24 protein-coding genes and 1 pseudogene are annotated in these 26,572 nt (G+C 60.1%); 4 read left to right on the top strand and 21 right to left on the bottom strand.

Annotated features, from left to right (window positions below; all coding sequences use genetic code 11):
• Nucleotides 1-135: 135 nt before the first annotated feature.
• Complete coding sequence (locus FJ490_RS28830; RefSeq protein ID WP_064993554.1) at nucleotides 136-726, bottom strand: NodA family N-acyltransferase; 591 nt, start codon at nucleotides 724-726, stop codon at nucleotides 136-138.
• A gap of 157 nt (nucleotides 727-883) precedes the next feature.
• Here FJ490_RS28830 and FJ490_RS28825 point away from each other — a divergent pair, with 157 nt between their 5' ends.
• Nucleotides 884-1,801, top strand: coding sequence for a LysR family transcriptional regulator (locus tag FJ490_RS28825; protein WP_064993553.1), 918 nt, complete (start codon nucleotides 884-886; stop codon nucleotides 1,799-1,801).
• Nucleotides 1,802-1,815: 14 nt separating this feature from the next.
• On the opposite strand, the gene FJ490_RS28820 is transcribed toward FJ490_RS28825, so the two are convergent.
• The 3 genes and pseudogenes from FJ490_RS28820 to FJ490_RS28810 all read right to left on the bottom strand — a co-directional run bounded on the left by FJ490_RS28820 (nucleotide 1,816) and on the right by FJ490_RS28810 (nucleotide 5,470).
• Complete coding sequence (locus FJ490_RS28820) at nucleotides 1,816-2,655, bottom strand: TIM barrel protein (RefSeq protein ID WP_064993577.1); 840 nt, start codon at nucleotides 2,653-2,655, stop codon at nucleotides 1,816-1,818.
• Between the two features lie 162 nt (nucleotides 2,656-2,817).
• Nucleotides 2,818-3,882 (bottom strand): LacI family DNA-binding transcriptional regulator, encoded by a 1,065-nt coding sequence (locus FJ490_RS28815; protein ID WP_064993576.1) that lies wholly within the window; start codon nucleotides 3,880-3,882, stop codon nucleotides 2,818-2,820.
• Nucleotides 3,883-4,076: 194 nt separating this feature from the next.
• Nucleotides 4,077-5,470 (bottom strand): annotated as a pseudogene (locus FJ490_RS28810) (dicarboxylate/amino acid:cation symporter).
• 1,286 nt (nucleotides 5,471-6,756) lie between these two features.
• On the opposite strand from FJ490_RS28810, the gene nifA reads away from it, so the two are divergent.
• Nucleotides 6,757-8,517 carry a nif-specific transcriptional activator NifA gene (gene nifA / locus FJ490_RS28805; RefSeq protein ID WP_064993575.1) on the top strand — a complete coding sequence of 587 codons (1,761 nt, stop codon included), beginning with the start codon at nucleotides 6,757-6,759 and terminating at the stop codon, nucleotides 8,515-8,517.
• A 368-nt stretch (nucleotides 8,518-8,885) separates the two neighbouring features.
• Nucleotides 8,886-9,104, top strand: a complete 219-nt coding sequence (locus tag FJ490_RS28800) for a hypothetical protein (protein WP_064993551.1) — start codon at nucleotides 8,886-8,888, stop codon at nucleotides 9,102-9,104.
• Nucleotides 9,105-9,522: 418 nt separating this feature from the next.
• On the opposite strand, the gene FJ490_RS32875 is transcribed toward FJ490_RS28800, so the two are convergent.
• The 10 genes from FJ490_RS32875 to nifB form a co-directional block, all read right to left on the bottom strand.
• Nucleotides 9,523-9,723: a hypothetical protein gene (locus FJ490_RS32875; RefSeq protein WP_176479567.1), complete on the bottom strand. Its 201-nt coding sequence runs from the start codon at nucleotides 9,721-9,723 to the stop codon at nucleotides 9,523-9,525.
• 46 nt (nucleotides 9,724-9,769) lie between these two features.
• Nucleotides 9,770-10,291 carry a hypothetical protein gene (locus tag FJ490_RS28790; RefSeq protein WP_064993549.1) on the bottom strand — a complete coding sequence of 174 codons (522 nt, stop codon included), beginning with the start codon at nucleotides 10,289-10,291 and terminating at the stop codon, nucleotides 9,770-9,772.
• The gene (locus FJ490_RS28785; RefSeq protein ID WP_064993548.1) at nucleotides 10,288-10,488 is read right to left on the bottom strand and encodes a hypothetical protein; all 201 of its coding nucleotides are present in this window, start codon (nucleotides 10,486-10,488) and stop codon (nucleotides 10,288-10,290) included. Before FJ490_RS28785 ends, FJ490_RS28790 begins: the two co-directional genes overlap by 4 nt.
• 1,620 nt (nucleotides 10,489-12,108) lie before the next feature.
• A complete protein-coding gene (locus FJ490_RS28775; RefSeq protein WP_064993547.1) occupies nucleotides 12,109-14,007 on the bottom strand; it encodes an ABC transporter ATP-binding protein in 1,899 nt (632 codons plus the stop codon).
• Nucleotides 14,007-15,869, bottom strand: a complete 1,863-nt coding sequence (locus tag FJ490_RS28770) for an ABC transporter ATP-binding protein (protein ID WP_064993546.1) — start codon at nucleotides 15,867-15,869, stop codon at nucleotides 14,007-14,009. The genes FJ490_RS28775 and FJ490_RS28770 overlap by 1 nt, the downstream gene beginning before the upstream one ends.
• 86 nt (nucleotides 15,870-15,955) lie before the next feature.
• Nucleotides 15,956-16,840: an SIR2 family protein gene (locus tag FJ490_RS28765; RefSeq protein ID WP_064993545.1), complete on the bottom strand. Its 885-nt coding sequence runs from the start codon at nucleotides 16,838-16,840 to the stop codon at nucleotides 15,956-15,958.
• 39 nt (nucleotides 16,841-16,879) lie between these two features.
• On the bottom strand, nucleotides 16,880-17,092 hold the full coding sequence (gene nifT, locus FJ490_RS28760; protein WP_064993544.1) for a putative nitrogen fixation protein NifT: 213 nt from the start codon (nucleotides 17,090-17,092) through the stop codon (nucleotides 16,880-16,882).
• Nucleotides 17,092-17,409 carry a nitrogen fixation protein NifZ gene (locus FJ490_RS28755; protein WP_064993543.1) on the bottom strand — a complete coding sequence of 106 codons (318 nt, stop codon included), beginning with the start codon at nucleotides 17,407-17,409 and terminating at the stop codon, nucleotides 17,092-17,094. The genes nifT and FJ490_RS28755 overlap by 1 nt, the downstream gene beginning before the upstream one ends.
• A 76-nt stretch (nucleotides 17,410-17,485) precedes the next feature.
• Entirely contained in the window at nucleotides 17,486-17,680 is a 195-nt protein-coding gene (locus tag FJ490_RS28750) for a 4Fe-4S dicluster domain-containing protein (protein ID WP_013533512.1), read from the bottom strand.
• Nucleotides 17,681-17,711: 31 nt separating this feature from the next.
• The gene (gene nifB, locus FJ490_RS28745) at nucleotides 17,712-19,193 is read right to left on the bottom strand and encodes a nitrogenase cofactor biosynthesis protein NifB (protein WP_064993542.1); all 1,482 of its coding nucleotides are present in this window, start codon (nucleotides 19,191-19,193) and stop codon (nucleotides 17,712-17,714) included.
• A 393-nt stretch (nucleotides 19,194-19,586) separates the two neighbouring features.
• Here nifB and FJ490_RS28740 point away from each other — a divergent pair, with 393 nt between their 5' ends.
• Nucleotides 19,587-19,787 carry a hypothetical protein gene (locus tag FJ490_RS28740; RefSeq protein ID WP_064993541.1) on the top strand — a complete coding sequence of 67 codons (201 nt, stop codon included), beginning with the start codon at nucleotides 19,587-19,589 and terminating at the stop codon, nucleotides 19,785-19,787.
• Between the two features lie 164 nt (nucleotides 19,788-19,951).
• Here the strand turns inward: FJ490_RS28740 and FJ490_RS28735 are convergent, their stop codons facing one another.
• The 7 genes from FJ490_RS28735 to nifS all read right to left on the bottom strand — a co-directional run bounded on the left by FJ490_RS28735 (nucleotide 19,952) and on the right by nifS (nucleotide 26,426).
• The gene (locus FJ490_RS28735; RefSeq protein WP_064993540.1) at nucleotides 19,952-20,251 is read right to left on the bottom strand and encodes a ferredoxin family protein; all 300 of its coding nucleotides are present in this window, start codon (nucleotides 20,249-20,251) and stop codon (nucleotides 19,952-19,954) included.
• Between the two features lie 12 nt (nucleotides 20,252-20,263).
• A complete protein-coding gene (locus FJ490_RS28730) occupies nucleotides 20,264-21,571 on the bottom strand; it encodes an FAD-dependent oxidoreductase (protein ID WP_064993539.1) in 1,308 nt (435 codons plus the stop codon).
• A gap of 11 nt (nucleotides 21,572-21,582) precedes the next feature.
• Entirely contained in the window at nucleotides 21,583-22,692 is a 1,110-nt protein-coding gene (locus FJ490_RS28725) for an electron transfer flavoprotein subunit alpha/FixB family protein (RefSeq protein ID WP_064993538.1), read from the bottom strand.
• 18 nt (nucleotides 22,693-22,710) lie between these two features.
• Nucleotides 22,711-23,559, bottom strand: a complete 849-nt coding sequence (locus FJ490_RS28720) for an electron transfer flavoprotein subunit beta/FixA family protein (RefSeq protein WP_013533507.1) — start codon at nucleotides 23,557-23,559, stop codon at nucleotides 22,711-22,713.
• A gap of 174 nt (nucleotides 23,560-23,733) precedes the next feature.
• Nucleotides 23,734-24,114: a nitrogenase stabilizing/protective protein NifW gene (nifW, locus tag FJ490_RS28715; protein ID WP_064993537.1), complete on the bottom strand. Its 381-nt coding sequence runs from the start codon at nucleotides 24,112-24,114 to the stop codon at nucleotides 23,734-23,736.
• A gap of 51 nt (nucleotides 24,115-24,165) precedes the next feature.
• Nucleotides 24,166-25,212, bottom strand: a complete 1,047-nt coding sequence (locus tag FJ490_RS28710; protein WP_224655971.1) for a pyruvate carboxyltransferase — start codon at nucleotides 25,210-25,212, stop codon at nucleotides 24,166-24,168.
• The gene (gene nifS, locus FJ490_RS28705) at nucleotides 25,209-26,426 is read right to left on the bottom strand and encodes a cysteine desulfurase NifS (protein WP_064993536.1); all 1,218 of its coding nucleotides are present in this window, start codon (nucleotides 26,424-26,426) and stop codon (nucleotides 25,209-25,211) included. The genes FJ490_RS28710 and nifS overlap by 4 nt, the downstream gene beginning before the upstream one ends.
• Nucleotides 26,427-26,572: the final 146 nt, after the last annotated feature.

Below are 26,572 nucleotides of genomic sequence, written 5' to 3'. Positions count from 1 at the left end.
CAAACTTCTGCAACTGAAGAAGCTTAACGCCCATGGAGCCGGATAAGTCCGGCTGGCCTGCGGCGCAGGCCGCGATGGCGAAGAATCTTGCTGGGAGGCCGTAGCCACTCGGGACGGATATGCAGCCCCGAAGCTTCACAGCTCCGGACCGTTGCGGTCGATCAGCGTGCCGGAGGGCCATTCGTCCATGGAGCGTCCAATTGGCGATACCAACACGAGTACGTCATCCAGGCGCGTGGACGGCAGGTCGTGATGCACATTTGCGCGGCTCGAACGGACCCGGACGCCTGGCACAATGGTGGCTATGCCCTCTCTGCAGTACCTCTCAACATGGTTACGCATGGCGTGCCGAACCGTGCCGAAAGCGAAGGGAACCCCCATCTGCTGCAGGACGGGATATACGGCGCGCATAGAAAAGCTGATTCCGAGCTTCTCAAGATCCTGACGAACGCCATACAGGCCCAACTCAGCCACAAGAACATCGACGTCGCCAACCTTGATGAAGCGGCGCAGTATTCCGATGTGTGCCGCTACGCCCTCAGGGTCGCTGGCAATAAGGCGGAGTTCGGGTCTTGCGCCGGCCCAACTGCGGCCACCTTCGAATGGCTTTGCGCCGAAGACCCCGTTTCGTCCATAGATCTTTCGGAAGAAATCGGAGAGCTCGACATGGTCGGCCACTTGCAAGCTATTTTCCCAGCATAACCTCCACTGCACGGCAGAGCGCATGGAAGAATTTCTCCTTTCGGGTTGTCCTTAAGACGCTCATCACGGCATAGAGGCAGCGGTGATCGGTGCGTCAGGTGTTTGTCCATGCGAGATTTCAGCACAATGATAAAATCCTTTGTTTCGATGGAAGGTATCCACTCTATGGATAGCCGCAGAAATGCGTTTCAGGGGGCTTGATCTCAATCTTCTCGTCGTGCTGGACGCATTGCTGGCCGAGCGCAATCTCTCGGCGGCGGCACGCCGGATCAATCTCAGTCAGCCGGCGATGAGTGCGGCCGTCGCCCGACTGCGCGATTTTTTCGGCGATGAACTGTTCAGCATGAACGGCCGCGAACGTATTCTGACGTCACGTGCGGCAGCACTTGGCCCCGCAGTTCGCGACGCTCTGCTGCACATCCAGCGTACGATTATTTCTTCCGATCCGTTTGACCCGGCTCGATCCGATCGTCGCTTCAGGATCACTATTTCCGATTTCGCCACGCTCGTTTTTTTTGAGAAAGTCGTGGAGCGTGTTGCCCGGGAAGCCCCCGCCGTCAGTTTCGAATTGCTGCCTGTCAACGATAGCCCCGATGAGCTCCTCGGGCGCGGCGACGTCGATTTTGTAGTTCTTCCAGATTTGTTCACGTCGAGCGCGCATTCGAGCGTGGCCTTGTTCGACGAGAGGCTCGTATGCGTCGGCTGTCCCACGAACAGGCAGCTGAGACGGCAACTTACATTCGAGAGATACCTGTCGATGAGGCACGTCTCGGTCAGGTTCGGACGTTCGCTGATGCCGTCCGTCGAGGAATGGTTCTTACTCGAGCATGGTCTTAAAAGACGTGTCGAGGTGGCCGTGCAGGGCTTCAGCATGATCCCACCCATGGTGTCCGGCACGGCTCGTATTGCGACCATGCCCTTCCGGCTGGTTAAGCACTTCGAAAAAACCTTCCCCCTTCAGATTGTGGAACTTCCGCTGCCGCTTCCTGCTTTCACCGAAGCGGTCCAATGGCCAGCACTCCATAATACCGATCCGGCAAGCGTCTGGATGCGCGAGGTAATGATGCAGGAGGCAGCTCGCATGGCTGTTCCGCTGTGACAACACGCGAGGCTTTACACGTCCATTTCGCTTTCTACCTCTTCGACCAACTGCTTTCGCGTCGACAGCACGCGCTGGATGAAATCAATACTGGCGGCAAGCGCGCCAGCGAGCTCGTCAATCGTGCACACTTCCTCTACCAGTTCGAACGAGAAGGGTCCCGCATAGCCATGGTCAAGCAGCGCCTGGATCTGACTGGCATTGTCAGAACCTCCAAGAAGGCGATCCGGGCAAATCCAGAACATCGGGTCGTTCACGCCTGAAATGTGCGCCAGTCCGGTAAGCTCGCCAAACAAGGAGGCCTCGCCGGCGAGCGTGTGGTGGAACGTATCGTGCATCAGGCGAAACACGGTCTGGCCGTCAACCGCGGCAATCGCCTCGACCGCTTCCTTCTTTGATCGGAGCGAGCAGGTTCGAAAGCCCAGCGGCTCAATCAGGCCGACAAGGCCGCGCGATTGGAGGACCGGCTTGAGCGCGTTTAGAGCGAGGCGGAGACAGTCATGGCGCTCGCCAGCGCTGGCGCGCGAGCCGTGGTTGACTGGCACCAGCACGACCGTCTTGGCCCCGCACGCCGCAGCGTAGTCGGCCAGCTTGCTCGCCTCCGCCCGGCGGATGGCAGTCCAGTCGTCGAAGCGCTGCAAAGCGTTCATCGAAATTATCGTGACGCCGGCTTCGGTAGCGGCCGAGCGGACCTCAGCAGCCGGAATGGCGCGTGCAACAGGATTGCTGAAACGATGGTCACGGATTTGAACATCGGTCAGGCCCTGATCACGCGCAATTGCGAAAATTGCACTGACGTCGACAGAAGGCGCCGCCATGTCTTCCAGCGCAAAGCGGGGAGATACCTGGCGCATGGGCTTGGCTTTTCCTTCAAAAAGTGCGGCGCCAGTCTTGTCTGGCTTCTCCGCGCGCCCCACCGCAGGCGGATGCACAAAGCTGATTGGAGCAGGCTAGTCAATCGAGCGATTCTTGCATTTATGATAGAAAATTGGCACGCACTGATAGAATCACATCATTCAGATATTCTCCGGCACATAGATATCGAACGGCAGAAATGTCTGGCCCGATGTCTCCGCCGTGCCGTTCTTGAGGGCGCGGTCCATCAGCAGCATCAGCTCCTGGCAAAGTCGGCGCAGTGGCGTGGCGAGCGCCATCGTGACGATGTCATCCGCGAGAGCCGCCCGTGACTCCGGCGTGATTTCATTCACGATCACGACGAGATCCTGACCGTTGCACTCGTCCCGGAGCGCGGAGATGGCACCCTCCATGCCACCGCCGGCCACGTAGAACCCGACGAGCTCAGGTTCCCGCTGCATAAGATGCAGTAGCGCCTCGTAAGTGATCTGTCGTTTCTCAAAGTTCAAGAGCGTATCGAGCACCTCGAATGCTGGCTCGTTCTCACGGAAATAGGAGCGGAAGCCGCTTTCCCGCAGCTCATGACTCTGGAAACGGTGGCTGCCGACAAACACCGCCACTTTGCCAGGCCGTTTAGCGGCTTTGGAGAACATCCAAGCTGCCGTGCGCCCGACCCTGTGGTTGTTGAGACCTACGTAGCCCTCGCGCGCGCCAGCGGCGAAGTCAGAAAGCAGCGAGAAAACCGGGATGCCTTTTGCCTTGAGCTCCTCGACTGCCGCCGTGATCTTAGGGTGGTCTGGCGCCACCATGCCGATCGCGTGACAGCGCCTACCAAGATTCCTGAGGCTAGCCGCCAGCTCCCCGGGCGAATGCGAAGGCGCGAATTCGATAACCGGAGTGCCATGGAAGGTCTCGGCCGAAGTAACCGCTGCTTCGACCTCGCGCGCGAAATCTTGGTAGAAATGCTGGGCCGGCTTTCTCAGGATGAAGCCTAGCCGGTACTGCGGCAGGTCCCGTTGCAAGCGCTGTTTGATGAGACCCGCCGCATGATAGCCGATCGCGTGGGCGGCTTCATTGACCAGCCGCGCGGTCCGCTCCCGCACCGGAAGACGATCGTTCAGGACGCGATCGACCGTTGCTACGCTCACTCCGGCTTCGCGGGCGAGATCGGCAATTGTGGGGCGCTTGGCCGTCGCGCCAATTCTGATCGGCTGTCCCTGTGTCATCGGCCCGGTCCCGGCGACGGTTCCGGGCGGCAACGTGAAGATTTCGACATGCTCCACGATCGGCAACCTATCCAATGAACAGCGCTCAAGGAGCAACCGAGCATTCGTCGCTCTCGGTTTCGTTTGCGTAAGGCATCCATGTTTCTTGATTCACCGCATTGGCGCTTCTGATCTTGTGTCTCGCGACGCGCTGTTTAGAGCCGCGAGCCGATTGTTTCGTGCTGATGACAGCGCGGCGACTTGATTGGTCGCGCTGCAGCAATCTTGCTGGGGCGGGGTGGCCGGTTTAGTCTCTCGGCAAGCTCCCGCAGAAGGCGGCTTTCATGCGCGCTTCGTCCAATTCGCCTTCCCAGCGGGCGACGACGAGCGCAGCCACCGCGTTACCCACTACATTCGTCAGCGCTCGGCATTCGGACATGAAGCGGTCCACACCAAGGATCAGAGCCATCCCAGCAACGGGAACAGTTGGTATTACGGAAAGCGTGGCGGCCAACGTGACGAAGCCAGCCCCCGTAATACCTGCGGCACCCTTCGAGGAAAGCATCGCGACGACCAACAGGAGAATCTGATCGGCAACCGACAAATGCGTGTTCGTTGCCTGGGCGATGAAGAGGGCGGCAAGCGTCATATAGATATTGGTACCGTCCAGATTGAAGGAATATCCCGTCGGGATGACGAGACCCACGACGGAACGCTTGGCGCCTGCCTTCTCCATTTTCTCCATGAGCGAGGGCAGCGCAGCCTCCGAGGAGGACGTTGCCAGGACCAGCAGCAGCTCTTCCTTGATGTATCGCACGAGAGAAAAGATTGAGAAACCGTTGTATCGGCACACCGCGCCAAGAATCCCGAACACGAAGACGAATGCGGTGAAATAGAACGTCGCGACCAGCATGGCGAGGTTGGCCACTGAACCGATGCCATATTTGCCGATTGTGAAGGCCATGGCGCCGAAAGCGCCGACGGGCGCGGCCTGCATCAGGATGCCGACCAGCTTGAACACCGGCGCGAGTAGCGCTTGAAGCAAGGAAAGCACAGGCTTGCCGGTGTCTCCGGCCATCGCCAGAGCGCTGCCGAACAGAATCGAGAAGAACAGGACCTGCAGGATGTTGCCTTCGGCGAAGGCACCAACGATAGTTGACGGGATGATGTTCATGAGGAAGCCGGTCACCGACTGATCGTGGACCTTGGCCACATAGCCCTGCACGGCCTGGCCATCGAGCGAGGCCGGATCGATATCGAGGCCAGAGCCGGGTTGAACGACATTGGCGACAATGAGACCGACGATCAATGCGAGGCTCGAGAAGGTGAGGAAATAGATCATCGCCTTGCCGGCGACCCGGCCGACCTTCTTGAGATCGTTCATGCCCGCAATGCCGGTCGTTACGGTTAGAAAGATCACAGGTGCGATAATCATCTTCACGAGCTTGATGAAAGCATCGCCCAGCGGCTTCAGAGCCTCTCCGGTGCCCGGATACAAATAGCCGACTGCGACACCGAGGGCGATGGCGGTAAGCACCTGCACGTACAGTTGGGCGTAGAAGGCCTTGCGGGCTGGGGGACCGGCGCTTCGAATCGGTGGAGCCAACAGCTTTTCTCTCCCTGACCGGATCGGGGTGGGCCTCCTCCCTTCCCGCGCTTCTCCATCGCGGCGCTCCGGTCGAGCGCTGCTGTCGTTTCGGCTGCAAGCGTCGTGCCAAGTGGAAATCCCGCGCCCAATCGTGCATGTTCAGACGCTCGGTCACCCGGTGTCCCCGAGGTTTGTGCGGGTTTCCGCACTGGCTGCCTGATCCTGGGCGAAATCCCGCACTTAGGCTCGGCATTGTGCCGCGTCGAAGCAATACGGTCCGGTAGAAGAAAGAGGATTGACAGGGCGCCGTGCAGTAATTGCTTTGCCTGGCAGAGCGGCCGCCGGTTGTGTCTCTGGCGCCCCGATGTCCCCGCTTCCTTGTCGTATTTGCGACCGACCGCCACCGGAGTGGAGGATCACCTACACGAGCGTGCTCTGGCCGCGCTCCCGCCGAAGCAGAGCGTCTCGAAGGGGCCGTCGACAGACCGATTGATCCCGCGGGTCCTGGCGCAACCGTGTGATTGAGGAGATGCTTTGCAGCACGAACACTGAAGCCCGCACGACGACAACTTCGCGCCATGGCACGCGCCAGCCTGCTCTCGTGGGAATGGCATCAAATAGCGAGGAATGAACGATTGTCGCGGTCACTCAGCGAGCCGGAACCAGGAGGACGTCGGCAGCGATTGCCGGCGATAGAAGCGCGCAAATGCGTCGGCTCGCTCAGCGCGCCAGGCACCCTCGAGACGCCGGGGCAAACATCTTTGCCGTTCCCATCGATCTCCTAGAATCTGAATGATGGATTCTATCATAGCCTCTCTCATCCTTTCAGAAATGCAAGGAAGTTCGGTTGATTGGCCACATCGTTCCGAGCAGCTGTTGACTGCCCATCTCGTTCCGAGCAGCAGTGGTGGCCACCGGAAGAGCCTGTAGAGCGCCCCGATTCACTAAGGATAGTCCAGCTATGCATCGAGCATCGCCTCCCGCATTTTTCGTGCCTGCCTTTCATCGGACCCTGACCGAAGCCAAAAACCGAGACCTACTTTTCGTCTTATGCCTCCTGCGGAACTCCGGCGTGCTGCCGCCAACCCCGCGTCACGATTGTTTCTATCGACGTCCCAAGCACTCGTGGCTCCGACGCGCGAGCAAGTGCGCCAATCTGCGGCGGCCTACGGGGCGAAGAAACTCATGCCGGTCCCGGCCAACGGTGGCTGGGGCGCCGATGCCATTTGACCAGGGCCTCTACGCCCGGCGACGTCGCAGGCCCACATGGCGCGGCGTTGCTGTCGCGGCCCGGAATGGAGGATGACATGCTAAATCATGACAACAATCGCCAATCTGAAGAAAGTGCTGAGCAGACGCCGTCATGCTGCCCATCGCTTCACGACGCCAAAATGGAATCCGCTACTCTGCCGTCACGTGAGAGCGAGCTTGCCGGCGTAGTGGAAATATTTACTACAGCACTTGCCGCCCCCTCCGCGCTCGATGTCACGTTGACAAAGGTCGTAGATATTCTGCGATCGTTTCTGCCGATGCGGCACGGCATCATCTCTCTCTTAAACAGTCATGGCGAACTGGAAATCTTCGGCGCCGGCTCGAGCGAGAGCCGCCGTGTGCCGCGGAACGCGATCGACCACATTATGAGGGCGGGCACGCCCCTGGTCACCGAGAACATCGCCTTTCATTCGGCTTTCACCGCCGCCGACACGGACGTGCTCGGGGTCTCCAACAACGCAGCAGTGTCCTTCATCGGCGTTCCCATTCGCGTCGATGCGGATGTCGTGGGCACACTGACCATCGACCACGTACTGGGCGAAGACCCAAGAGCTTGGCTCGATCACAACCTCTATCTGCTCAACCAAATCGCTAATTTGGTAGGTCAGACAGTCAAGTTTCGTCGCTCCCTAGGGGGCGGTCGCCAGCAACCCATGGCCCAGCACGACTTGCAGCCAAAGCAGAACCAACCGGCGCGGCAGCGTAACAAGATTCACATCGAGGGGATGATTGGCGACAGTTTGCCGTTTCGCGATCTGATTGAGAATATCCAGGTCGTAGCCAAGCTCAAGATTGCGGTTCTGTTGCGAGGCGAGTCGGGTACCGGGAAGGAGAAGGTCGCCAAGGCCCTCCATGATTTGTCGCCGCGCGCCAAACGCCCCTTCATCAAGGTCAATTGCGCTGCGCTATCCGAGACAGTCCTGGAATCCGAATTGTTCGGTCACGAGAAGGGCGCATTCACAAGCGCGTTCAACTCGCGCAAGGGGCGCTTTGAGCTCGCCGACAAAGGGACGCTGTTCCTGGACGAGATCGGCGAGATCTCGCCATCGTTCCAGGCAAAGCTCTTGCGTGTGCTGCAGGAGCAGGAGTTCGAGCGCGTCGGCGGCAACCAGACCGTCAAAGTCGATGTTCGGATCATCGCTGCCACGAACAAGAACCTGGAAGAGGCAGTTGCCAGAAATGAGTTCCGGGAGGACCTCTATTACCGCATCAATGTGTTTACGGTGCGGGTGCCGGCGCTGCGCGAAAGGCGCAGTGATATTCCGCTCCTCGCAGCCGAGTTTCTCAAAAATTTCAATGATGAGAACGGCGTTACGATGACCCTCGATCCCGGTGCGGTTGAAGTGCTGATGAACTGTGATTTTCCCGGCAACATTCGCGAGCTCCAGAACTGCGTGTATCGGACAGCCGTTCTGGCGATGGGGGCATCGATAGGGAGAGGCGACTTTGCATGCTGCCAAGGCCAATGCTTCGCAGCGGCGCTGCATAAGGTCAGATCCGTCAGCCTGGCGCTGCAATCGCGTCCGATGTTGCCGGCGCCAGGGGGTGCGGCCATAACGCCGGCTGCTGCCGGTACGTCTCCCTCCGTCGCAGTCCCGCCTGAGACTACAGGGGAGCCGCCACTCAGCAGGATAGCTCACTTGAACGGTACGAGAACGACCGGTGCTGAAGCTGTCATCGCGGCCATGGAAAGATGTGGCTGGGTCCAGGCAAAGGCGGCACGCCTGCTTGGACTGACGCCGCGCCAGATTGGCTACACGCTGAGGAAATACGGCATTGAGATCAAACGTCTGTGAAGAATCAACCGAACCAGATGAAGCCTTGGTGCTTTGGCGCCTTGAGACGAGCGATGTGGGGTCCCCGCGTCGCCATTTCGATTCGATCGACCCAGGCAAGAACATGGGGCCATGACGCTTTGCTACCTAGCAATGAGATTGGCGGGCAGGAGGCCAATTTCAAGCTGTTTCGACCTGGTTGGCCCCAACGACAGGTGGCCGTTATGTAAAGCAAAATAGAACGAGGAACCGGTGACCGGTGCTACCACCCGATATGAGCTCTGTGCGCTCGCTATCCTTTTTGGTGTAGAACACGTCCATGCTAAAGACTCCTGTAAATTGCGGGCCCGCCTTTAAATTGCGGGCCCGCCTTTTCGCAGGAGCCCACGATGTCTTTTGAAAGGAAAATCTGGAAGGGCGTGCCGACCAAGATCGAAGAGAACCCTTGGCAGGCCGCACACCTTATTGACGAGGACTTGTACGATGGATCGGTGATCGCAGAGCAATGGATCGTTGCAGCGGCCGACTGGCGGTTTGGGCCTGAACAGGTTCGGTGCGTCGGAGCCGGGTCCCAGGCGCCCGGTAGCGGGAGCATCCCGGCGAAGTAGTTCATCTCGACATCAAGAGCTGGGCCGGCCTTGGCCTCGTCGGACATCGCATCACCGGCGGCAAACGGGCGTAGTCAATCGCCTCCTCGGCATCGGCGGGATTCGTCCATGTCTGGATCGACAATGCTCCGTGTGTGTCCGCTTTCGTCCAGGTCATGTCCGACAAGCGCAAGGTGTCCGCGGTCCTCAGAAGCCGCTGGTGTGGTTTGCCCGCTCTTGCTGATTCACGCCTGATGTTGGTCATTCATCTGACGACGTTGCTTGCGCCGGCAAGGGAAAGGTCTCGTCAATGCCAAACACAGGGTACGCACGAAGGGTGACCCTCACAGCTGCGATGTCCGACGAGTCACGCGAACTCCTGATCCAGGCGAAGACCCGACCACTGTCTACAGAGTGATTGAAGCAACGCCTCGGGGCCTTAACTGAAAGATTCCTCCAGCTGGCGGCGCAAGAACAATAGCGCCACGACTGAGACCGGTACGCCGGCGAACTGGATGGCCGACGTCGCCAGCAGCGCGATCGCTACTAGCGGCGCCGGCGCTGGGCCGCCGAACCCGTTGATGATCAAGCGGATCAGGGCTGCCTCGCGCGGCTTGTGCCGCGTTGGTTTGTACCCCATCAGACTCCCTTCATCCTATTGTCACGGCCGGCAGCTGCGACGATAACTAGCCCGAAATCTTGAACCTCCTGCCGACCCACGACAGCCACTTGGCCCGCCTGGGGTGGCGCGGGGAAGGGCAGGGCGCTCCGTGCATCAGGGACACGACCGGGAGCCCGGAGTGCGAATCGAACTTGCAGGCGATCTCTACAGCCTGCTGTGAGGTCCCGCCGGATTCGAGAATGGCCTCCGCGTAATGGGAGCCGCTGCCGACAACAAAATAGGGGCTTTCGAGCATGCCGGTCAGTGTCCAGGCGCCAGACGCCACTTGAGCGCGCCCGTCGGGATGAACGACCAGCAGACCGACGTTGGAGCCTTTTACACCCTCTGGCGTGTTGTGAACGTCAGCGCCAGCGGCGTACCAGTCCAGAATGGCCTCACCGGCGCCAACCTGGGGAGTCGTTGCGCCAATCAGGCGTCCATCCGGAAGACGGCGGATTTTGAGCTTGGAGCCGATTGACCCCAGGCCGGCGCCGTAGGCACGGCTGTCGGCGGCCATTACGCCGTGTTTGTAGGCGATCGTCGTCACAGCCACGTCCCCTCGTCAACCTTGCTCATGGCCGCGTCGGCCGAGCGTACGATCTCGACAGTGTCGACGCCGGCAGCGACCGTTTTCGCGGTTAGTTCCTGGGGCTGGAGCCCTCGATTCTTGACGACTGCCCTGGCCTCGGTCACGCATTGGTTGGCGATCTTGTGGATCTCCCGGTCCAATTGTGCGGTATCCATCTTTACTCCTGCTAACGGTTTCGAATTCCTTGCTATTTCGGTAACGGTCACGCAATCCTCGTGCCAAGGAGAGCGCCGACAACAGCAAAATGCCGGGCGTGCAGGTCACTTGTCGATTGCGCAGTCGTCGCCGGCTGGCGCGTGTGCAGGTTCACGTGGTTTTCGTCTCTGGGGTGCTATCTGAGTTGGCCCTTGCTGGCGGAGGCCAGAGCGCCGTGGCCACGTTGCGCGAGGGGATGTGCCGTGCCCCGAAGGTCTCGTATTCGTAGCGCTGAGGTATCATCGAGCTCACAGCGGTTTCCGGTGAGATAGGCGTCGGGATCGGCCAGAAAAGCGAGCGCCTGCTTGCGCGAGATCGTCAGCTCGCGCCCAGCATTTAGATGGAGACGCCGGCGAGACGGAGCGATCGCATCTGCGGCACTCGAGAGGAAAAAGGCGAGCGGATAGCGCAATTGGTGCTCCTGCCATGGTCGGGAACGCCCCGCCCTTAACGAAAGGCCGGTAGTCGGACCGCATTCGCCGATGCTGCACAACACGTGCCGTCTGCTGGATTGACGCGATCTTGCGAAGGAGTGCTCGAACTATGCCCGAAAATGAGTTCTCACGCTGACGCCCGCAGACTTGCCGGCCTCATCCCGGTGAGACGTAGCCTGCCGTCGCCGAACTTGGAAAAGGCGGGCTGGCCTCGATATTGGCTGACGGCTGTGTCGAGTGTCCAGCAGGCAGAACCTAGAAACTGGCGATGAACACGGCGAAGACGGCCAGCTTCGGCAATGATGGTTGAGCGACGCGGCTACTGGAACGCGACTGGGGCGAACGTAGACTGGTCGCGGGTTCGTCGATTACGCTCCCACAAACAGCGGGGAGGTGCCTTGCACCAGACGGCTGGGCGCCGGGTCCGCGGGATCAATGGCTGCCGAACCGACTCTAGGCCGAATGGCCTCCAGCGGTCTCGTGCTCAATCGCGTCCCACTCGCTGCCCCACTTTTCCGGTATCCGAGTACGATAGCGGTCTATGATCGCCATCCGACACGGAGTGTCGGATTGTCGGGTCCGCGACAAACCTCTTCGTTCAGGCACTTTCTTGTCTAGGGCTTAGGCTAACCGCTGGAAACGAATGTCGGGTCGATGGGTGAGTTGATACGATTTTTGCGAGCCTTGGTGTGGAGCAGGAAGAGGTGGGATCTTGGAAGCGTGGACCGTCGATGCCACACGCTCGGCGCGCGGCAGCCGGTTTGCCTCGACCAGAGCCACACGCTGTTGCGGGACAGTATGCTACCGAGGAAAAACCTGAAGTGACCGCAGATCAAACATCATCCGCTGGACAGTTGCCCACCCGTCGGGGCTTATGGCCCTGCGTCAGGTCTACAGCGTTTCTTCAACGCTTGGAGGCAGATGGTTGCCGCCGTTTTCTGGATCGGTCTCGTTCGCACGGCTTCTTGTCCAGGGCTTGCTGGAGGCGAGGCAGCGTTCGTCTGATTGGAAACGGATTAGGGTTATCCCGCTCATCATACGGCCGTCACGCGGTTGGCTTCCTTGAGTGCGAGTGGTTTTCTCTGCCCGCTTCATCCGCGGCGTTCGCCGACGCGCCTAAAGCGGATACTGCCGGCGATGCTTGCATCAGGTACGAGAGGCGGCTTTTACGGTCGCATCAGCTTCCTCTTTGGGAATGTCGTCGAAGGATGAGTAGTTCAGATCGTACAGTTTGGAATAGAGCCCGCCCATAGCCATCAGTTTGTCGTGGTTGCCGGTCTCGATAACCTGGCCGTTCTGAAGTACGATGATCCGATCGGCATAGCGGATTGTGGCGAGCCGGTGAGCGATGACGAGGCCAGTGCGGCCTTCCAGGAGTTTTCTCAGAGCCTTCTGGATCAACATTTCCGTGTAGCTGTCTATGTTGGCGGTGGCCTCGTCAAGAACCAGGATCTTGGCGTCGGCAACAAGAGCGCGGGCGAAACTGACAAGCTGACGCTGGCCGAGAGAAAGGTTGCCGCCGCGTTCGCCGAGCTGGGTTTCATACCCGTTGGGAAGGCTCGTGATGAAGTCGTGGGCTCCGACCACCTTAGCGGCCTCGATCACCCTGTCGCGCGTGGCCTCGGTCTTGTGATAGCGGATGTTCTCGAAGACTGTCCCGGTGAACAGGAACGGTTCCTGCAGTACCATGGCGATCTGGAGGCCGAGGGATTCCTGGGTGAGGTCGCGCACATCGCGTCCGCCGACCAGCACCTGGCCTTGCTGAACATCATAGAAGCGGTGGACGAGGGCCATTGCGCTCGATTTACCAGAGCCGGTCGGCCCGACCAAGGCGACGGTCTCGCCGGGATTGACCTCGAAAGATACGTTGCTCAGCACCGGATGGTTGGGATCGTAGCCGAACGTAACGTTCCTGAACTCAACCGAGCAGTCCATTTCCGCCGAAAGTACCCGCGCGTCGCGTTTGTCCTGCACCTCGATCTGGACGTCCAGCACCTCGGTCAGGCGCTTGCCGGAGGCCATCGCTCTCTGCATGACCGAATATTGCAGGGTAAGTGAACGAATTGGGTCAAAGAAGCGTTGGATATAGAATATGTAGGCAACCAACGCTCCTACTTCGATGGGACCATTCATGGAGCCGCCGACCACAATTACGACAGCCATGGCGAGGCCTGTGAGGCCATCCACGATCGGCACCATTATCTGTGTATACCTGGCAGCGATCAGGTGGGTTGTGAGGTCAGCATGTGCCTTGTCGTCATACAATGCGAAGTTTACCTGCTGGCGGTCCATGGACTGAACGGTGCGCACGCCGTGAATGGCTTCGGCCAACGCGCCGTTAACAACTGAATTGGTGTCTTGTGCAGCAGTGAAGGCGTCGCGAGCACGCGGCAGCCAGACGATGCGGATAACCAACAGGACCGGCAAGACAGAGAGCGTCAGAAGGCCGAGCCTGAAGTTGACGCACAGCATAACGACAATGATGCCGAAGAGAAGCGTTATGTCGCCTACAGAGTAGATTGAGCTTTCGAGGAATTCCTGGATAGAGTTGACGTCGCCTTGGAGGCGGGACATCAGGCGTCCGATCTCGGTCTTGTCCATGAAGGAGAGCGATACCATCTGCAGATGCGCAAACATGGCGCGGCGGATGTCGAAGAGGACGTTTCCGGCCATTTTCCCGATCACGGCTTCCTGTGCGTAAGCGGCGCCGAAATTAACCAGAATGGCGAGCGCAAACGCGCCGGCGGCCTCAAGCAGTGCGGAGCGATCAACGCCTGCCGGGGTTATGGCCTCGTTGATCGCGTAGCGGATGATCAGCGGGATGAGAAGCTGCGTGCCAGTGAAAATCAGTAATGCGGCGACGGAGACGGCTGCCGTGGCCTGGTAGGGACGAACGAAGGCCCAGATGCGCCGAACGATCTTTTGGTCAAAGGCCCGGCCGAACATCTCCTCCTCGGCGCGATGGGAACCGACGACCGCGCGCGGGGGACGTCTGCCGCCGTCATTGGGTTCGATTTCGATTTCGCTGGCGTGCTCCTGGGCCATCAGGGCGCGCCCCTATACTTCGTCACAATGTCATCTCCCGGGCGCAACTGCAGATCATGAAGGGCCTTGTAGCGTCCTTGCTTGGCCAAAAGCTCTTGATGGGTACCACGTTCCACGATCTTGCCGTTGTCGACAAACAGGATCCGGTCGGCGTGCTTGAGCGAACTTAGCCGGTGGGCGATGATGATCGTCACCCTATCCTTGGCGAAACGCCGTATCGCCACGCGAATGCGCTGTTCGGTGGCGGCGTCGATCGCGGCCGTTGAGTCGTCGAAAATGACGACTGATGGACGCAACATCATGGTGCGAGCTATGGTGAGGCGCTGCCGCTGACCCCCTGACAGAGAAGTGCCCCGTTCGCCGACGACCGTCTTGTAACCTGCGGGGAGGCCCAGGATGTAGTTGTGCAACTGGGCGGATTCGCTAGCGCGCTCGATCCGCTGTTCCTTTGCCCAAGGGTCGCCATAAGCGATGTTGTTCTCGATCGTGGTAGTGAACAGGAATGCATCCTGCTGTACGACAGCGACCGCCTTGCGAAGCGTGGCGAGGGTGACCCCACGGATGTCCTGCCCGTCAAGCATGATGGCGCCCCCAGTGACGTCGTAAAAGCGGGGGATCAGGTGAGCGATTGTCGATTTGCCCGAACCCGGCGGACCCACGATCGCGATCGTCTCGCCCCTACGGGCACAAAAAGTGACATTCTCAAGAACGGCCCGGTTTCCGGTGCCGGGATATGCAAACGAGACATTGTCGAAGCGCAGAGTGCCTTCACCGATCTCAAGTGGTCGGGCGGTGGGAACATCCCTGATCGTATTGTCCTGATCGAGCAGACCGAAGAGGCGCGAACCGCAAGTATAAGCGCGGGCGAAGCCGTTGACCATCAGGCCAATCTGCCGGACGGGCATTTGCAGGATCGTCATGAAGGCCAGGAACATGGTGAGCGTCCCAACGCTGATCTGGCCGACGATGACCTTGTTGCAACCGATCCAGAGGACCAACCCCATGGCGAGAAAGAAGGCCAGGGTCATCGCCGACGTATTTGGCACGTACACGTCAACCTGCTGGTGAGCGACTTCGAGCGCGTTTTTCGACGCGCGGTCGAACTTTGCCATCTCGTAGGCCTGTGCCGAAAAGGCCCGGACAACGCGGATACCCGCCAGATTTTCCTCCATCACACGGCCGAGGACGGAAAGCCGCTCCTGCAGGTTGAGCCAGATGGCGCGTAGCTTGACCTGCGTGATCGACGATCGCCAGGCTACGAAAGGCACGAAGCTCAGCGCGATGAAACCGAGCAGCGTGTCGGTTGAGATCATCCTGTAGCCGCCGATCCCGATCAGCATGGTGAGCAGAAGCAAGCGAACCAGGGCGGTGGAAAAATACATCCGCACACCATCGAGATCGAGGATGCCGAGGGTGATCAGGTCGCCTGAATGCACCCGGTCGTGAAAGGAAAAGCTGAGGCGCTGGACCTTGTCGTAAAAAGCCAGCCGCAGTTCGTACGCGACGTGATGTCCGACGGCCTCGGCAAAATAGTTTTGCGCCATCGTGAAAAGGCCGCGTAGCGTACTCGCGGCGAGCAGCAGGAGAGCCGGAACCCACAGCGCTTGTTCTGCAGCCGCCCCCGTGGCACCGCCCCCGAGGACTACCTTGGTCTGGTCGATAGCGTCGCCGAGAAGCTGGGGAATGAGCACCTGCAGGATTACGGCTGCGATAGTCGACCCGATCGCAAGCGCGGCTTGGCCCGGATGCCTCAGATTCATGCGCGTGATGCGCAGCAGCGTGCTCAAGCCCCGGCCCCACCCGGCCGCTTTCACATGCGCGGACGATTTGAGAGAGGTCGTGCCAACAGCATCACTGCTCACGGTGTGTCCCTAACTTAACTTAGCGCCTTCAAAAACAAGCCATCGACTCACACCAACGAAGTCCTCAAGTTGACCAGGGCATTGGCTCAAGTCGTTGACCCGGCGAGTTGCGCCACGGCATCGCTGTCTGGCATGTCAATCACCGTGATCCCGCTTGCCCCAAGGAAACGCGCTTCGTTTCTGGTCAGCGTTTTCCCGTCCATTATCGCGTAACGTGGGCCTTCTGAGCGCTTCATGATCTGCCTGGCGTAAGTGCGCAGCATCTGATCGTTGAAGCGGCAGCCGAGGAATAAAAAGCCCCGGTCGGTGCGCCGTTCCTTGACCACGTCAGGGATAGGGGTCTGGATGTCGATCTCGGTCAGGGCTTCGACATAGTCGGAATCGGCTATGAGGAAATTTGCGGCCGGCCTGATACTGCCATGAGGCGCGTAGAGAACCGTCCTTGTCGCTGCTCCGGGCTCGAGCTCCGTCCCGAACAAGTCGTAGGTTCTGGTCCAAATGTCGCGAGTTTCGTTCGCCCGGGTGACGCCTTGTATCTCGGCGACGTCGGTTCGGCCGGCCTCAGCCAGCGCCGCCCTCATGGCGCCTTCGTACCAGCTGTCGACGATGAGGGAGAGCGGGAGCTTTGCGAGCCAGTTGTGGAGGAGCGTCGGCGCCGTCGGCCCCGCGAATATATCTGCCATCCAGGCTTGAAGTGTGCGGCGATGCCGGCGCTGCTCGATGAATTGCGCGACCGACCACATGTTGGTGCGGATCTTCGAGGGAGCTGTGGCCCGGGTGTTGAGTGCGGCGGCGACGGCCTCCGGGGTGCACGGTACAGGCGGCTCCGCTGAGCTTAGCCGCAGCAGACCCGGACCGAGATACGGGATCACGTGATCGGAAATGAGCGCTTGTCTGGCCAGCTCAAGCAGCTTTCGGGCAAAACTGTCGCGGACGACGAAGAGGTGGCCCGAGGTCGGGATCGTGTTCATGCTCGTTTCCTCTCCACGCCTCCTGATTGAGGCGAAACGTCAGTCGTCGTCCGAAAGCTTTCTTGCCTCGACGGTGATCGGCAGACGCGTATTCGGGGGAAGATCGGGTAGGAGAAGGCGCCAGCCGTTCCTGAGCGTTACGACCCCACCCCACAAATCTTGGTTCTCGAACTTGATAATCGCCTCTTCGAGATCTTTTTTGGGGACGTACGCGGACAATCCGGCATCGGTCCTGCGGATCATAACTTTCATCAGGCCGTCCCTTGCTTCGCGTTTTCTTCGGCCCTACCGGCAAGGTCGGCCCTGTCGAGGCTCATCAATTCGCGCGCTCGCATGCCAACGACCGTGCCACGGTCGATCCATTCGACGGCATAGATGAAGAACTGCTGTAGAAAGGTGCCGATGTCGCGCACATAACCCTCTTCACCCTTGCGCACGAGATTTTCGCCGATCTCCCTGCCAGGATAGGTGCCGTCATTCTTTATGTGACGAGTGGCGCGGACCCGCTCTCCCGGCCTGAATTGGGGAGGCCTGCGGATTTCGACCTCCTGTTCGCGTGCGAGCCGCATGGCGGTTCCTTGTTTGTTTGAGGCCAGAGTTGTTGATGGGGCGCGCAGGCTTTCCCGGAAGCAGCCCTATGCCGGGTCAGGCGGGAACGCAGGTCTTCGGCACCGGGCATACCGAGGCACATTGTTGCGTGTCGAATTCTCCCTGGCATTCTGTGCACTTCTGCGGCTCGACCACGTAGCTCTCGCCTTTGAACTTGATCGCACCGGACGGGCATTCGAATTCGCAGGCGCCGCATTGCGTGCATTGGGATGCGATGATCTTGAAAGCCATTTTGACTCCTGTTCGAGTGGAATGAGACGGCTCAGGCGTTCGCCGCGAGTGCCGGGACGCCGGACTCGGCGGCGTAAATCGCGCCGATTGCCGTTTCGATATAGTCATGGCCATAAGCGTCGGTTGCTCGGATACCGGCGTCCGCCAACTTATCCTTGGGGCAGTTTCCAATCTTGGCGCAAAGCACGATGTCTACGCCTTCCAGCGCGGCGATGACGCACTCGAGAGTGTCGTTCTCGCCCCACCCGCCGAGGCAATACTGCTCAACCTTGCGGTGCCCGACAAAGTTGATACCTATCGGCGAGGCTTCATACACCTGGAATTCCTTGGCATGGCCGAAGTGTTCGTTGACGCGGCCGCCGCCCCTAGTCGCCACCGCGACGACCAGGGACTTGCCGGAGCCGGCTGCCTTGACCATTCCAATCGCTTCGCTCCTGGCCGCCAGGTGATCACGGCGCTCGTCCGCGACCAGCTCCCGATAGGCTTCGCGCTTGCCGGCATCATAGGTGAGCTCGCCAGGAATCTGGTCGATCGTGAATTCCTGGCCACGATCCTCGCCGAGCAGGCCGACGGCATCTGCCCGGCACTGCCGGCAGTGGCGCATCAGCTTGGCGCCGCCTTGAAGAAGATCCTGAAGAGCCGTCATCTCCATTGCATTTGGGCCGCGCTGCCCGGTCAGTCCGTAGTACGTGCCGTGAGCCGGGTCTGAAATCAGGGGCATGACGTTGTGCAGGAACGCGCCGCGCTGCTTGACCTGCTTGTTCACCTCAACCAGGTGCTGGTCGTTCACCCCGGGGATCATCACTGAATTGATTTTGGTGAGGATGCCGCGCGCGCTCAGCATCTCCAAGCTCAGCATCTGTCGCTCGTGCAGGATCCTGGCGGCTTCGATGCCGACGTAGCGGCGGTGGTCGTAAAAGATCCAGGGATAGATCTTTGCTCCGACTTCCGGATCGACCATGTTGATGGTGATCGTCACGTGATCGACATTCATGTCGGCAAGCTCGGCGACATGGTCCGGCAGCGCGAGCCCATTGGTAGAGATGCAAAGCTTGATGTCGGGGATTTCCCTGACGACGCGTTCGAACGTCGCCTTTGTCTTCTCCCAGTCGTAGCAGGCATCGCCCGGTCCGGCGATGCCCAGCACGGAAAGCTGCGGCACTTCGTTGGCGACCGCGATAACCTTGCGTACCGCCTGGTCGGGCGTCAGCTTTTCCGAGACAACCCCAGGCCGGCTTTCGTTGGAGCAGTCATATTTGCGATTGCAATAGTTGCATTGGACATTGCACGCAGGCGCGACAGCGACGTGCATGCGCGCGAAATAGTGATGCGCCTCTTCAGAAAAGCACGGATGATCCTTGATCTTGTCCCAGACAGCCGGATCCAGATCGTCCGGTCTTGTCGACGACCCGCAGGAGGTAGATACGCAGCCACCCGAATTCGCGCTCGCCAGCAACTGGTCGGAGAGCTTCGTCTCGGTCAGGCTCTCAACCGAAATTGCCGGTGCGGACATCGAACGGCTCCGTTGCGGGTTAACGTCGCAGTTCAAAGCGCAAGCGCAATGCCAACTCAAAAGGCGGCACTATGATCGGCAATTGGCTTTCGCGTCGGATATCATGAGGCTGCTCCGACATAAATTTGTCGGACCTCGGACAGCGGCAGCCGCATAAGGTGAGGAAGGCGACTACGGCCGGACATCATTGAGAGACAGAAATCGCGTGTCGATCCCTTCACCCGTGAGCGCCTCGGCACAACGTTCTCGACCGGTCTCCGGCGAAGATGTCGATCTCGGCGACTGTGAACTCATCGGCGGTGAAGGTGTCGCCGCATACTGTGTCGGCATGGTTCCAGCTGGGAGATGCGTGCCTCCCCTTTACTCTCGTCCAGACGCCCGCCTGGGCTCCTCATGATCGCGATCAAAAGCGTGATCATCGTCAGAGACCCGAGCAGCTTGGCCTTGGCACGGACAGTTCCCGCGCACCTGGCGCAGGGGTATGGTCTTGTTCTCGACATCGTGAGAACGCTGGAATTTCTTCATCTCGATGTCATGTCGGCGCAAAGCGTATCTGACCTGCCGCGTTCGTTAACCCGGTCCGGCGGTATGTGAGCCCTGGAAACACTCAGGAGTTGTGGTCCAATGCTCCTCCCAAGTAGCATTCATTCAATTCTGGAAGCACACTGTTCACCCGCCCCCTTTGCGAGGATGGCGCCAGAAGCGGTTGGCGCTTGTGGTAACTTCAGGAGTACACACGTGCCCTATGCAAACGCGGATCATCCGAACTTGAAGAGGACACCGAAGCCACCGCGCGGATAGTTCCATTCGATCTCGCCGCTGGCCTCGCACAAGATGCGGCAGGTGCCGCACTCCATGCAGCCATCAGCGGTGATTTCAACCTGACCTTTGTCGTTCGACTCATAGCATTTCGCTGGACAGACGTGGGTCAGCGCGACCAGATTCGCGCTTGGTTGCTCGTGCGGTCGCACCTTTATATGCGGACGGCCGGAGTCCACCAGATAGCGGTTCTGGTAAAGCTTGTCCTCTACACGCAAGTTCGTCACTGGGTTTGTCATGTGGTCAGTGCCTCACCGCCACGCCAATGCCAGGCGGATAGCGTCCCTGACCAGACCCAACCGCGATCGCGCCTTGATGAAGGCTGCGGTAGTAGCCCTTTCCTTCTCGATCTTTGGCGTGCCGTCGACCCGCATGAAGTTCTGCGCGGCTTTCGACATTAGCCGCGGGTAGGTCGTGAAGAAATTAGCGGCGTTATTATGGAGTAAGGCTGGCATGTCTTTGTATTTCCGCAGGTCCTTCACCACGAAGGATTCGTCCAGCATCGTCTTGTAAAGGGCGAGGTTCCGTTTGGTCATAGGATCGTTGCGTCTCTTGACTTGGATGATAGCTTCAGCCGCAATGCGACCGGAGGTCATGGCGAGGTTCGAACCCTCGCGGTGAATGGCGTTGTTCAATTGCGCAGCATCGCCAACAACGACCCAACCGTCGCCAAAGAGCTGCGGAATTGCCTTGTAGCCACCTTCAGGAATGAGATGCGCCGCGTATTCCTTCACCTCCGAGCCGGCGATCAGCGGCCGGATCGAAGGATGGTTTTTTAGCGCCTCCAGGAGGGCGTAAGGGCTCTCCATCTTCGCGGTGAAATCCGAGACGAGGCAGCCGATGCCCAGTGAGATCGATTCCTTGTTGGTGTAGAGGAACCCGAGCCCGGCCATGTCGTGGGATATCGTGCCGACTGCCTCGATCACGCAGCCTTCACTCCCTTTGACGCCGAACCGCTGCTCAATGACCTCTTCGGGCAAGAAATGCATTTCCTTGACGGCCAGCGCCACGGCTTCGGGCGTCAGCATCTTGCGCAGGCCGCCTCGCGTGCCAAGCAGCCCGCAGACACCTTCTGCAAGAACAACGACGTCCGCGTAGATCGCTCCGCCAGCCCGATCTGTCCGCACCCCGATCACCTTGCCCTTGTTGTCACGCACGAGTTCCGTCACGGTCGTCTCGCACAGAAGCGTCGCGCCGGCCTGGCGCACCCTGCGCGAAAACCACTTGTCGAACTGGGCACGGATGATGGTATAGCGATTGGGGCTCACCTCGTTGAAGTCCTCCGACCGATAGTGAATCCCGGTGTGGGAGGTCTCGTCCATGACCCATAGCCGCTGTTCGACCAGATGCCGCTCCAGAGGTGCATCATCGCGGAAATCCGGGATGATCTTCTCCAGCATGTTCGCGTACATGATGGCGCCCTGAACATTCTTGGAGCCCGGATATTCACCTCGCTCCAACTGGAGTACCTTCAAGCCGTCGCTTGCCATCGTGTAAGCAGCTGCGTTCCCGGACATGCCGGCTCCGATGACAATCGCGTCGAATTCTTCGTTGATCATCTCGATCTCCCTTAGCTCGCAAGCTTGTCGCGGCTGTGCGGTGACAGCCGCCGGGTGAAGGCCTCGGTGAGCGCGGGGAGGAAGCGGACCGCATCGGTGACGATCCCGAGGTGAGCGAAATCGAAAATCGGAGCGTTCGGGTCGGTGTTGATGGCCACGATGAGATCGGCTGCCTCAACCCCAACGCGGTGCTGGATCGCGCCAGAAATACCAGCCGCTATGTAAAGCTTCGGCCGGATTGTCTTGCCAGTCTGGCCGATCTGCCGATCCGCCGGCATCCAGCCCTTTTGGACCAGCGGCCGCGAACAGCCAAATTCGGCGCCAATCGCTCGCGCGAGACTCTTCACAAGCTGCAGGTTCTCCGCCCCGCCGAGGCCGAGCCCTCCCGCAACCACCACATCGGCATAGGCGAGATTGGCTGTGCCTGACTGGCTATCCGGCAGGAAGCCGAGGATTTTGGTGACGATCTCATCCTCGGCCAGTGAAAGCTTGTGCGCGATGACGCGCCCGATCGCTCTGTCCGCCCGCTGCGGCATGGGCATGACCCTCGGTCGCACCGTCGCCATCTGCGGCCTGTAGTTCAGCGTGTATATCGTGCATAGCAACGAACCCCCGAAAGTCGGACGGGTCGCGGCAAGCGAACCGTCGGCATCCACATCGAGTTCGGTGCAGTCGGCCGTGAGCCCTGTTAGCAAGGTCGTCGCGACGGACCCGGCGAGATCCCTGCCGAGCGTGGTCGCTCCGAGAAGCAGAATCTCGGGTTTGTAAGTATCAACCAGATCGGTCATCGCCTTGGTGAAAGGCTCATTCCGATAGTCGGCGAGCAGCGGCGACTCGACGAAGTAGACAAGGTCGGCGCCATAGGCGAAGGCTTCGGCGACCGCGTTCTGGGTGGCTTCTTCCGGCGGTCCGAGCACAACGCCACAGAGCTGGACGCCAAGTTTGTCTGCCAGCTTGCGGCCCTCACCAAGCAATTCGAAGGACACGGAGTGGACCTGGCCGCGTTCAAGCTCGATGAAAACCCAAACGTGCCGATAGGCCCTGAAACGCTCGGGCAGTTCCTTCGTCATCCCGGCACGGCCGGCGGGCGGGCGGGGAGTGTCTGGGTTCGCGCTCGACATATGGTCTGCTCCTTGCCGTCAGGCGCCGTCGAAGGCGAGTTCCGGTTCCAGTGCCGGCTGGCGGGTGAAAATTGCAACAATCAGTTCGTCGGCGAGGTCGCGCAGCGTCTTCTCGGCCGTGTCAATTTGCGCTGCCTTTTCCGACCGCGCCGTAGGGGCGAAAACGCGTCTGACGACCGTCGGCGAGCCACGCAAGCCGCACTTGGTGAGGTCCTCAATGCCCGCCTCGGCCGCACTCCATTTCACAACCTGCCTCCGCGCAGCGCTCAATGCGTCTTCGATCGAGCCCCGACGCATCTCGTTGGTGCCTTCCAGCATGGTGATGAGGCAAGGCAGCTTGCTCTTCAGCGTCTGCGTCCCGCCCTCGCAACGACGCTCCACCGTGATCTCGCGCGCAGCAAGATCGATGGTAGCGATTCTCGCGACATAGGTGAGTTGGCTGAGATCGAGACGCTTGGCGATGCCGGGCCCGACTTGCGCGGTGTCGCCGTCGATCGTCTGCTTGCCCGTGAAGACCACGTCCGGCGTGCCGAAGGTTTCGCCGATCTTCGCGATTGCCTGGGAGAGAGCAAGTGATGTCGCCAGTGTGTCGGAACCGGCAAAATAGCGGTCGGTCAAAAGCACCGCGCGATCGGCGCCGTAGCCAAGCGCTTTGCGCAGGGAGTCCTCTGCCATGGGCGGACCCATGGTGAGCACGGTGACCTCGCCGCCATAAGCGTCGCGTAGCCTGAGAGCTTCTTCGAGGGCGAATAGGTCATAGGGGTTGATGATGGTCGGCACACCCTGGCGCATGATGGTGTTCGTCACCGGATGGACCCGTATCTGTGCCGAGTCCGGCACCTGCTTAATGCTGACGACGATGTGCATTGGCGTTTCTCTACGCTGTTATCCGGCGGGCTGGCGGTGCGAGTTCTTGGCTGCATCATTCGTGCCAAGTGCTTTGCGGCCCTGTTCCCCTTCGGGCTGCTCACTACGGATGGCGCCGTTGCGATCCCGAACTTGTCGACTTCTTGACATTGTCGCGTCGCGTCTATGTCGCGATCATTCCCTGCCGAACGGCTTCAGGACGGGATCGAAAGGAACGAAGGCGCGGCGTGTCGTGCAAGCTTTATCCGGATCGTGATCTTTGAGCACCTTGAAGACCCGGTGCGTGAGCGGCGAGGAAACCGCGAAGTCCCCGTAAGCCCGTTCCAGCAGGGCGCGCACGCGCGCGGCGATCACCTGGTCGGGCAGACCGGAGAAATCTTCCTCAGCAAGATATTGTCCCACACGCTTCATGATATGGAGCCGTGAAACGTCGAGCACCTTCGGATCATAGGAGACGCCAAGGACAGAGAAGAACTCCTCCGCGGCCGACACTCCTTTCAGTCGCGTAACGATATCGGTGACATCGATGGGACGGCCGTCAGCGGAACAGGTCATTACATTCTCCCTTGTCGGAAAACTGTTGGGTCAAATACGAAAAACTCTGATCTACAGCCGCGAAAATCCGCAGTTTGATGCACGAGGTGGGCTGAGCCAGCGAGGCAATCGGTTGGTCGCAAGGCTGGGCACCCCGGTGCCCGGGCGTGGCGAACAGGCGCCATGCGCAGCGCCGAGCAGTGCGAGATGGGCTCGATTATTGCCGCATTGGCTCTCGATCTGCCCGGGCTCCGACCTGAATGGGACCGAGGTCTTGTTGCTGGCATCTATGAGGAGATCGGCCAGACGCGGCCGGATCATGCGCCTTGATCTCCGGAGGGTTTTGGAGGTCACAGCCCCGACGATCGGCTTGGTGGCGGCTGTCGGTCGGCGTGACGCCTGCGCGACCTTGGCTGCCAGGGCAGGCAATGCGGTCAGGTCGATGCCAGCATCTGCGTGCTGGAGGACAGCTAACGCGGCGGCCACCTCTTCCAGCGCGGCATTGCCCGCGCGCTCGCTGAGTCCAAGGACGGTGGCCGAGGCATGGCGCGCGCCGGCGCGGATCGCCGCCAGCTGGGCGACAAGCTCGAAGGTCGAAAAGGGGTCGAGAACGCCGGCTGTGCCAGCCAGCCTCACGCGCCTTGCGCCGGCGCGCGCCGCCATCATGATAACGCGCCCGAGATGATCCCGGTCGGCCCGTGAAGCATCCTCGCAGCCAACGGCGACGGAGGAGCCGCTGGCGGCTGCGCGCCCGACCATATGCTCGATAAGCTGGAGCGCTCCCGCCTGATCGAGGCCGAGCTTGGTGGCAAGTTGGATGTTCGATGCAGGAAACGACAGATTGACGGCCCGGACCGCGCCCTCGATCGCTGCTTCGAGATCCGGTGAGGTCATCCGGCACCAGGCCGTGAGCCGCACCGAGAGGCTCCGCGCGACCACGGCGCGAATTGCGTCGATCTCGTCGGCGCCCATTGCCGGCGTGCCGATCTTGATCTCAGCGACGCCGGCTGCTGCAAGCGACTCAGCGATCTCAAGTTTTTCCGCCACGGTGAAGGCAACGCCGGGTGCCTGCTCGCCCTCGCGCAGAGTCGTCTCCTTGAGAAAGACCTGACTTCTCATGAATGGTCGCCCGAGCTTCCGGCGCTGAGACAGGGACCGCATTGAAGGTCTTCGGCACTCCGCCCTTCCGGCGCAGAACTGAGGGACTCGCGCAGCTTCTCCACGATGGCAGGCAAGACCTCGAGCACCCGGTCCACGTCGTCTTGGTCGTTGTCACGCGAGAACGAGAAACGGACCGCCCCATGTGGGATGTTCATCGCCCTCAGCACATGGCTCGGCTGTGCACAGCCAGAGGTGCAGGCGGAGCCTGAGGAACAGGCGATACCCACGCGGTTGAGGAGATGCAGGATTCCATCACCTTCGATACGTTCGAAGGCGATGTTTGCGGTGTTCGGCAAGCGCTCGAAGGGATCGCCGTTGACGAAGGTGTTTGGTACACGCTGAAGAATCCCGTTCTCCAGCCGGTCGCGTAGCCACTTTATCCGTGTGGTCTCATCATCCATGAATTTCAGGGCGAGTTCGGCTGCCATGCCGAGCCCAACTATGCCGGGCGTGTTTTCGGTTCCCGCACGCCGGTCTCTCTCTTGGTGACCGCCTTTGATCAGCGAGTGGAAGCGCACACCGCGCTTGAGGAAAAGTGCGCCGACGCCTTTCGGTCCATGCAATTTATGGCTGGAGAGCGATAGCATGTCGATAGCGGTCGATTTCAGGTCCATGGGGAGCTTGCCGACCGCCTGCACGGCATCGGTGTGGAAAAGGGCGCCGACTTCCTTCGCCAATTCGGCGAGCTTTGCGACGGGGAAGATCGTACCAGTTTCGTTGTTGGCCCACATGATCGAGACGATTGCCACGTTTGAGCTGAGGGCTGCCCGGTAAGCGTCAATGTCGAGCCGGCCATGGTGATCCACCGGGATCCTGTGCACCTTGACCCGGCGCGTCTGCTCAAGATGTGCGCAGAGCGCCAGCACTGCGGGATGTTCAACGGCGGACGTCACGATCTCTGTCCGGTCAGGCATCACCTCGAGCGCCGAAAGAATGGCCGCGTTGTCGCTTTCCGTCCCACCCGAGGTGAAGGTGATCTCGTCATCAAACGCCGCGCCGATCAGCGCCTGCAGCTGCCGCCGCGCGTTTCTCAACGCGGCGCCGGCAAGGGTGCCAAGACCGTGCGCCGACGAAGGGTTGCCGAATTGATCCGTAAGGAAGGGCAACATCGCTTGAACGACCTCGGGATCGACCCGTGTCGTTGCGTTGTTGTCGAGATAGAGAACTGTCATGGGTGTGGTCTCCAATCGAGCGGAATGACGTTAAGCGCAAGGATTCATCGCGCTTGCACCCGCCGTTGATAGCCGAGACGATCCAGAGCCGGTGCAGCACCCACAAATTGATTTAGACAGGCGCCGCCGTCGCGATCGACGAGCTC

Source organism: Mesorhizobium sp. B2-5-11 (genome assembly GCF_006440835.1).
In the GTDB taxonomy this organism is placed as follows: Bacteria; Pseudomonadota; Alphaproteobacteria; order Rhizobiales; family Rhizobiaceae; genus Mesorhizobium.
This window is presented reverse-complemented; position numbering and strand designations above follow the sequence as displayed.

Excerpts from the sequence above, each read along its gene's own strand:
- FJ490_RS28830 (WP_064993554.1), bottom strand. The coding sequence starts at position 726 with ATGCGCTCTGCCGTGCAGTGGAGGTTATGCTGGGAAAATAGCTTGCAA.
- FJ490_RS28825 (WP_064993553.1), top strand. The coding sequence starts at position 884 with ATGCGTTTCAGGGGGCTTGATCTCAATCTTCTCGTCGTGCTGGACGCA.
- FJ490_RS28820 (WP_064993577.1), bottom strand. The coding sequence starts at position 2,655 with ATGCGCCAGGTATCTCCCCGCTTTGCGCTGGAAGACATGGCGGCGCCT.
- FJ490_RS28815 (WP_064993576.1), bottom strand. The coding sequence starts at position 3,882 with ATGACACAGGGACAGCCGATCAGAATTGGCGCGACGGCCAAGCGCCCC.
- nifA (WP_064993575.1), top strand. The coding sequence starts at position 6,757 with ATGCTAAATCATGACAACAATCGCCAATCTGAAGAAAGTGCTGAGCAG.
- FJ490_RS28800 (WP_064993551.1), top strand. The coding sequence starts at position 8,886 with ATGTCTTTTGAAAGGAAAATCTGGAAGGGCGTGCCGACCAAGATCGAA.
- FJ490_RS32875 (WP_176479567.1), bottom strand. The coding sequence starts at position 9,723 with ATGGGGTACAAACCAACGCGGCACAAGCCGCGCGAGGCAGCCCTGATC.
- FJ490_RS28785 (WP_064993548.1), bottom strand. The coding sequence starts at position 10,488 with ATGGATACCGCACAATTGGACCGGGAGATCCACAAGATCGCCAACCAA.
- FJ490_RS28775 (WP_064993547.1), bottom strand. The coding sequence starts at position 14,007 with ATGGCCCAGGAGCACGCCAGCGAAATCGAAATCGAACCCAATGACGGC.
- FJ490_RS28765 (WP_064993545.1), bottom strand. The coding sequence starts at position 16,840 with ATGAACACGATCCCGACCTCGGGCCACCTCTTCGTCGTCCGCGACAGT.
- nifT (WP_064993544.1), bottom strand. The coding sequence starts at position 17,092 with ATGAAAGTTATGATCCGCAGGACCGATGCCGGATTGTCCGCGTACGTC.
- FJ490_RS28755 (WP_064993543.1), bottom strand. The coding sequence starts at position 17,409 with ATGCGGCTCGCACGCGAACAGGAGGTCGAAATCCGCAGGCCTCCCCAA.
- FJ490_RS28750 (WP_013533512.1), bottom strand. The coding sequence starts at position 17,680 with ATGGCTTTCAAGATCATCGCATCCCAATGCACGCAATGCGGCGCCTGC.
- nifB (WP_064993542.1), bottom strand. The coding sequence starts at position 19,193 with ATGTCCGCACCGGCAATTTCGGTTGAGAGCCTGACCGAGACGAAGCTC.
- FJ490_RS28740 (WP_064993541.1), top strand. The coding sequence starts at position 19,587 with ATGATCGCGATCAAAAGCGTGATCATCGTCAGAGACCCGAGCAGCTTG.
- FJ490_RS28735 (WP_064993540.1), bottom strand. The coding sequence starts at position 20,251 with ATGACAAACCCAGTGACGAACTTGCGTGTAGAGGACAAGCTTTACCAG.
- FJ490_RS28730 (WP_064993539.1), bottom strand. The coding sequence starts at position 21,571 with ATGATCAACGAAGAATTCGACGCGATTGTCATCGGAGCCGGCATGTCC.
- FJ490_RS28725 (WP_064993538.1), bottom strand. The coding sequence starts at position 22,692 with ATGTCGAGCGCGAACCCAGACACTCCCCGCCCGCCCGCCGGCCGTGCC.
- FJ490_RS28720 (WP_013533507.1), bottom strand. The coding sequence starts at position 23,559 with ATGCACATCGTCGTCAGCATTAAGCAGGTGCCGGACTCGGCACAGATA.
- nifW (WP_064993537.1), bottom strand. The coding sequence starts at position 24,114 with ATGACCTGTTCCGCTGACGGCCGTCCCATCGATGTCACCGATATCGTT.
- FJ490_RS28710 (WP_224655971.1), bottom strand. The coding sequence starts at position 25,212 with ATGAGAAGTCAGGTCTTTCTCAAGGAGACGACTCTGCGCGAGGGCGAG.
- nifS (WP_064993536.1), bottom strand. The coding sequence starts at position 26,426 with ATGACAGTTCTCTATCTCGACAACAACGCAACGACACGGGTCGATCCC.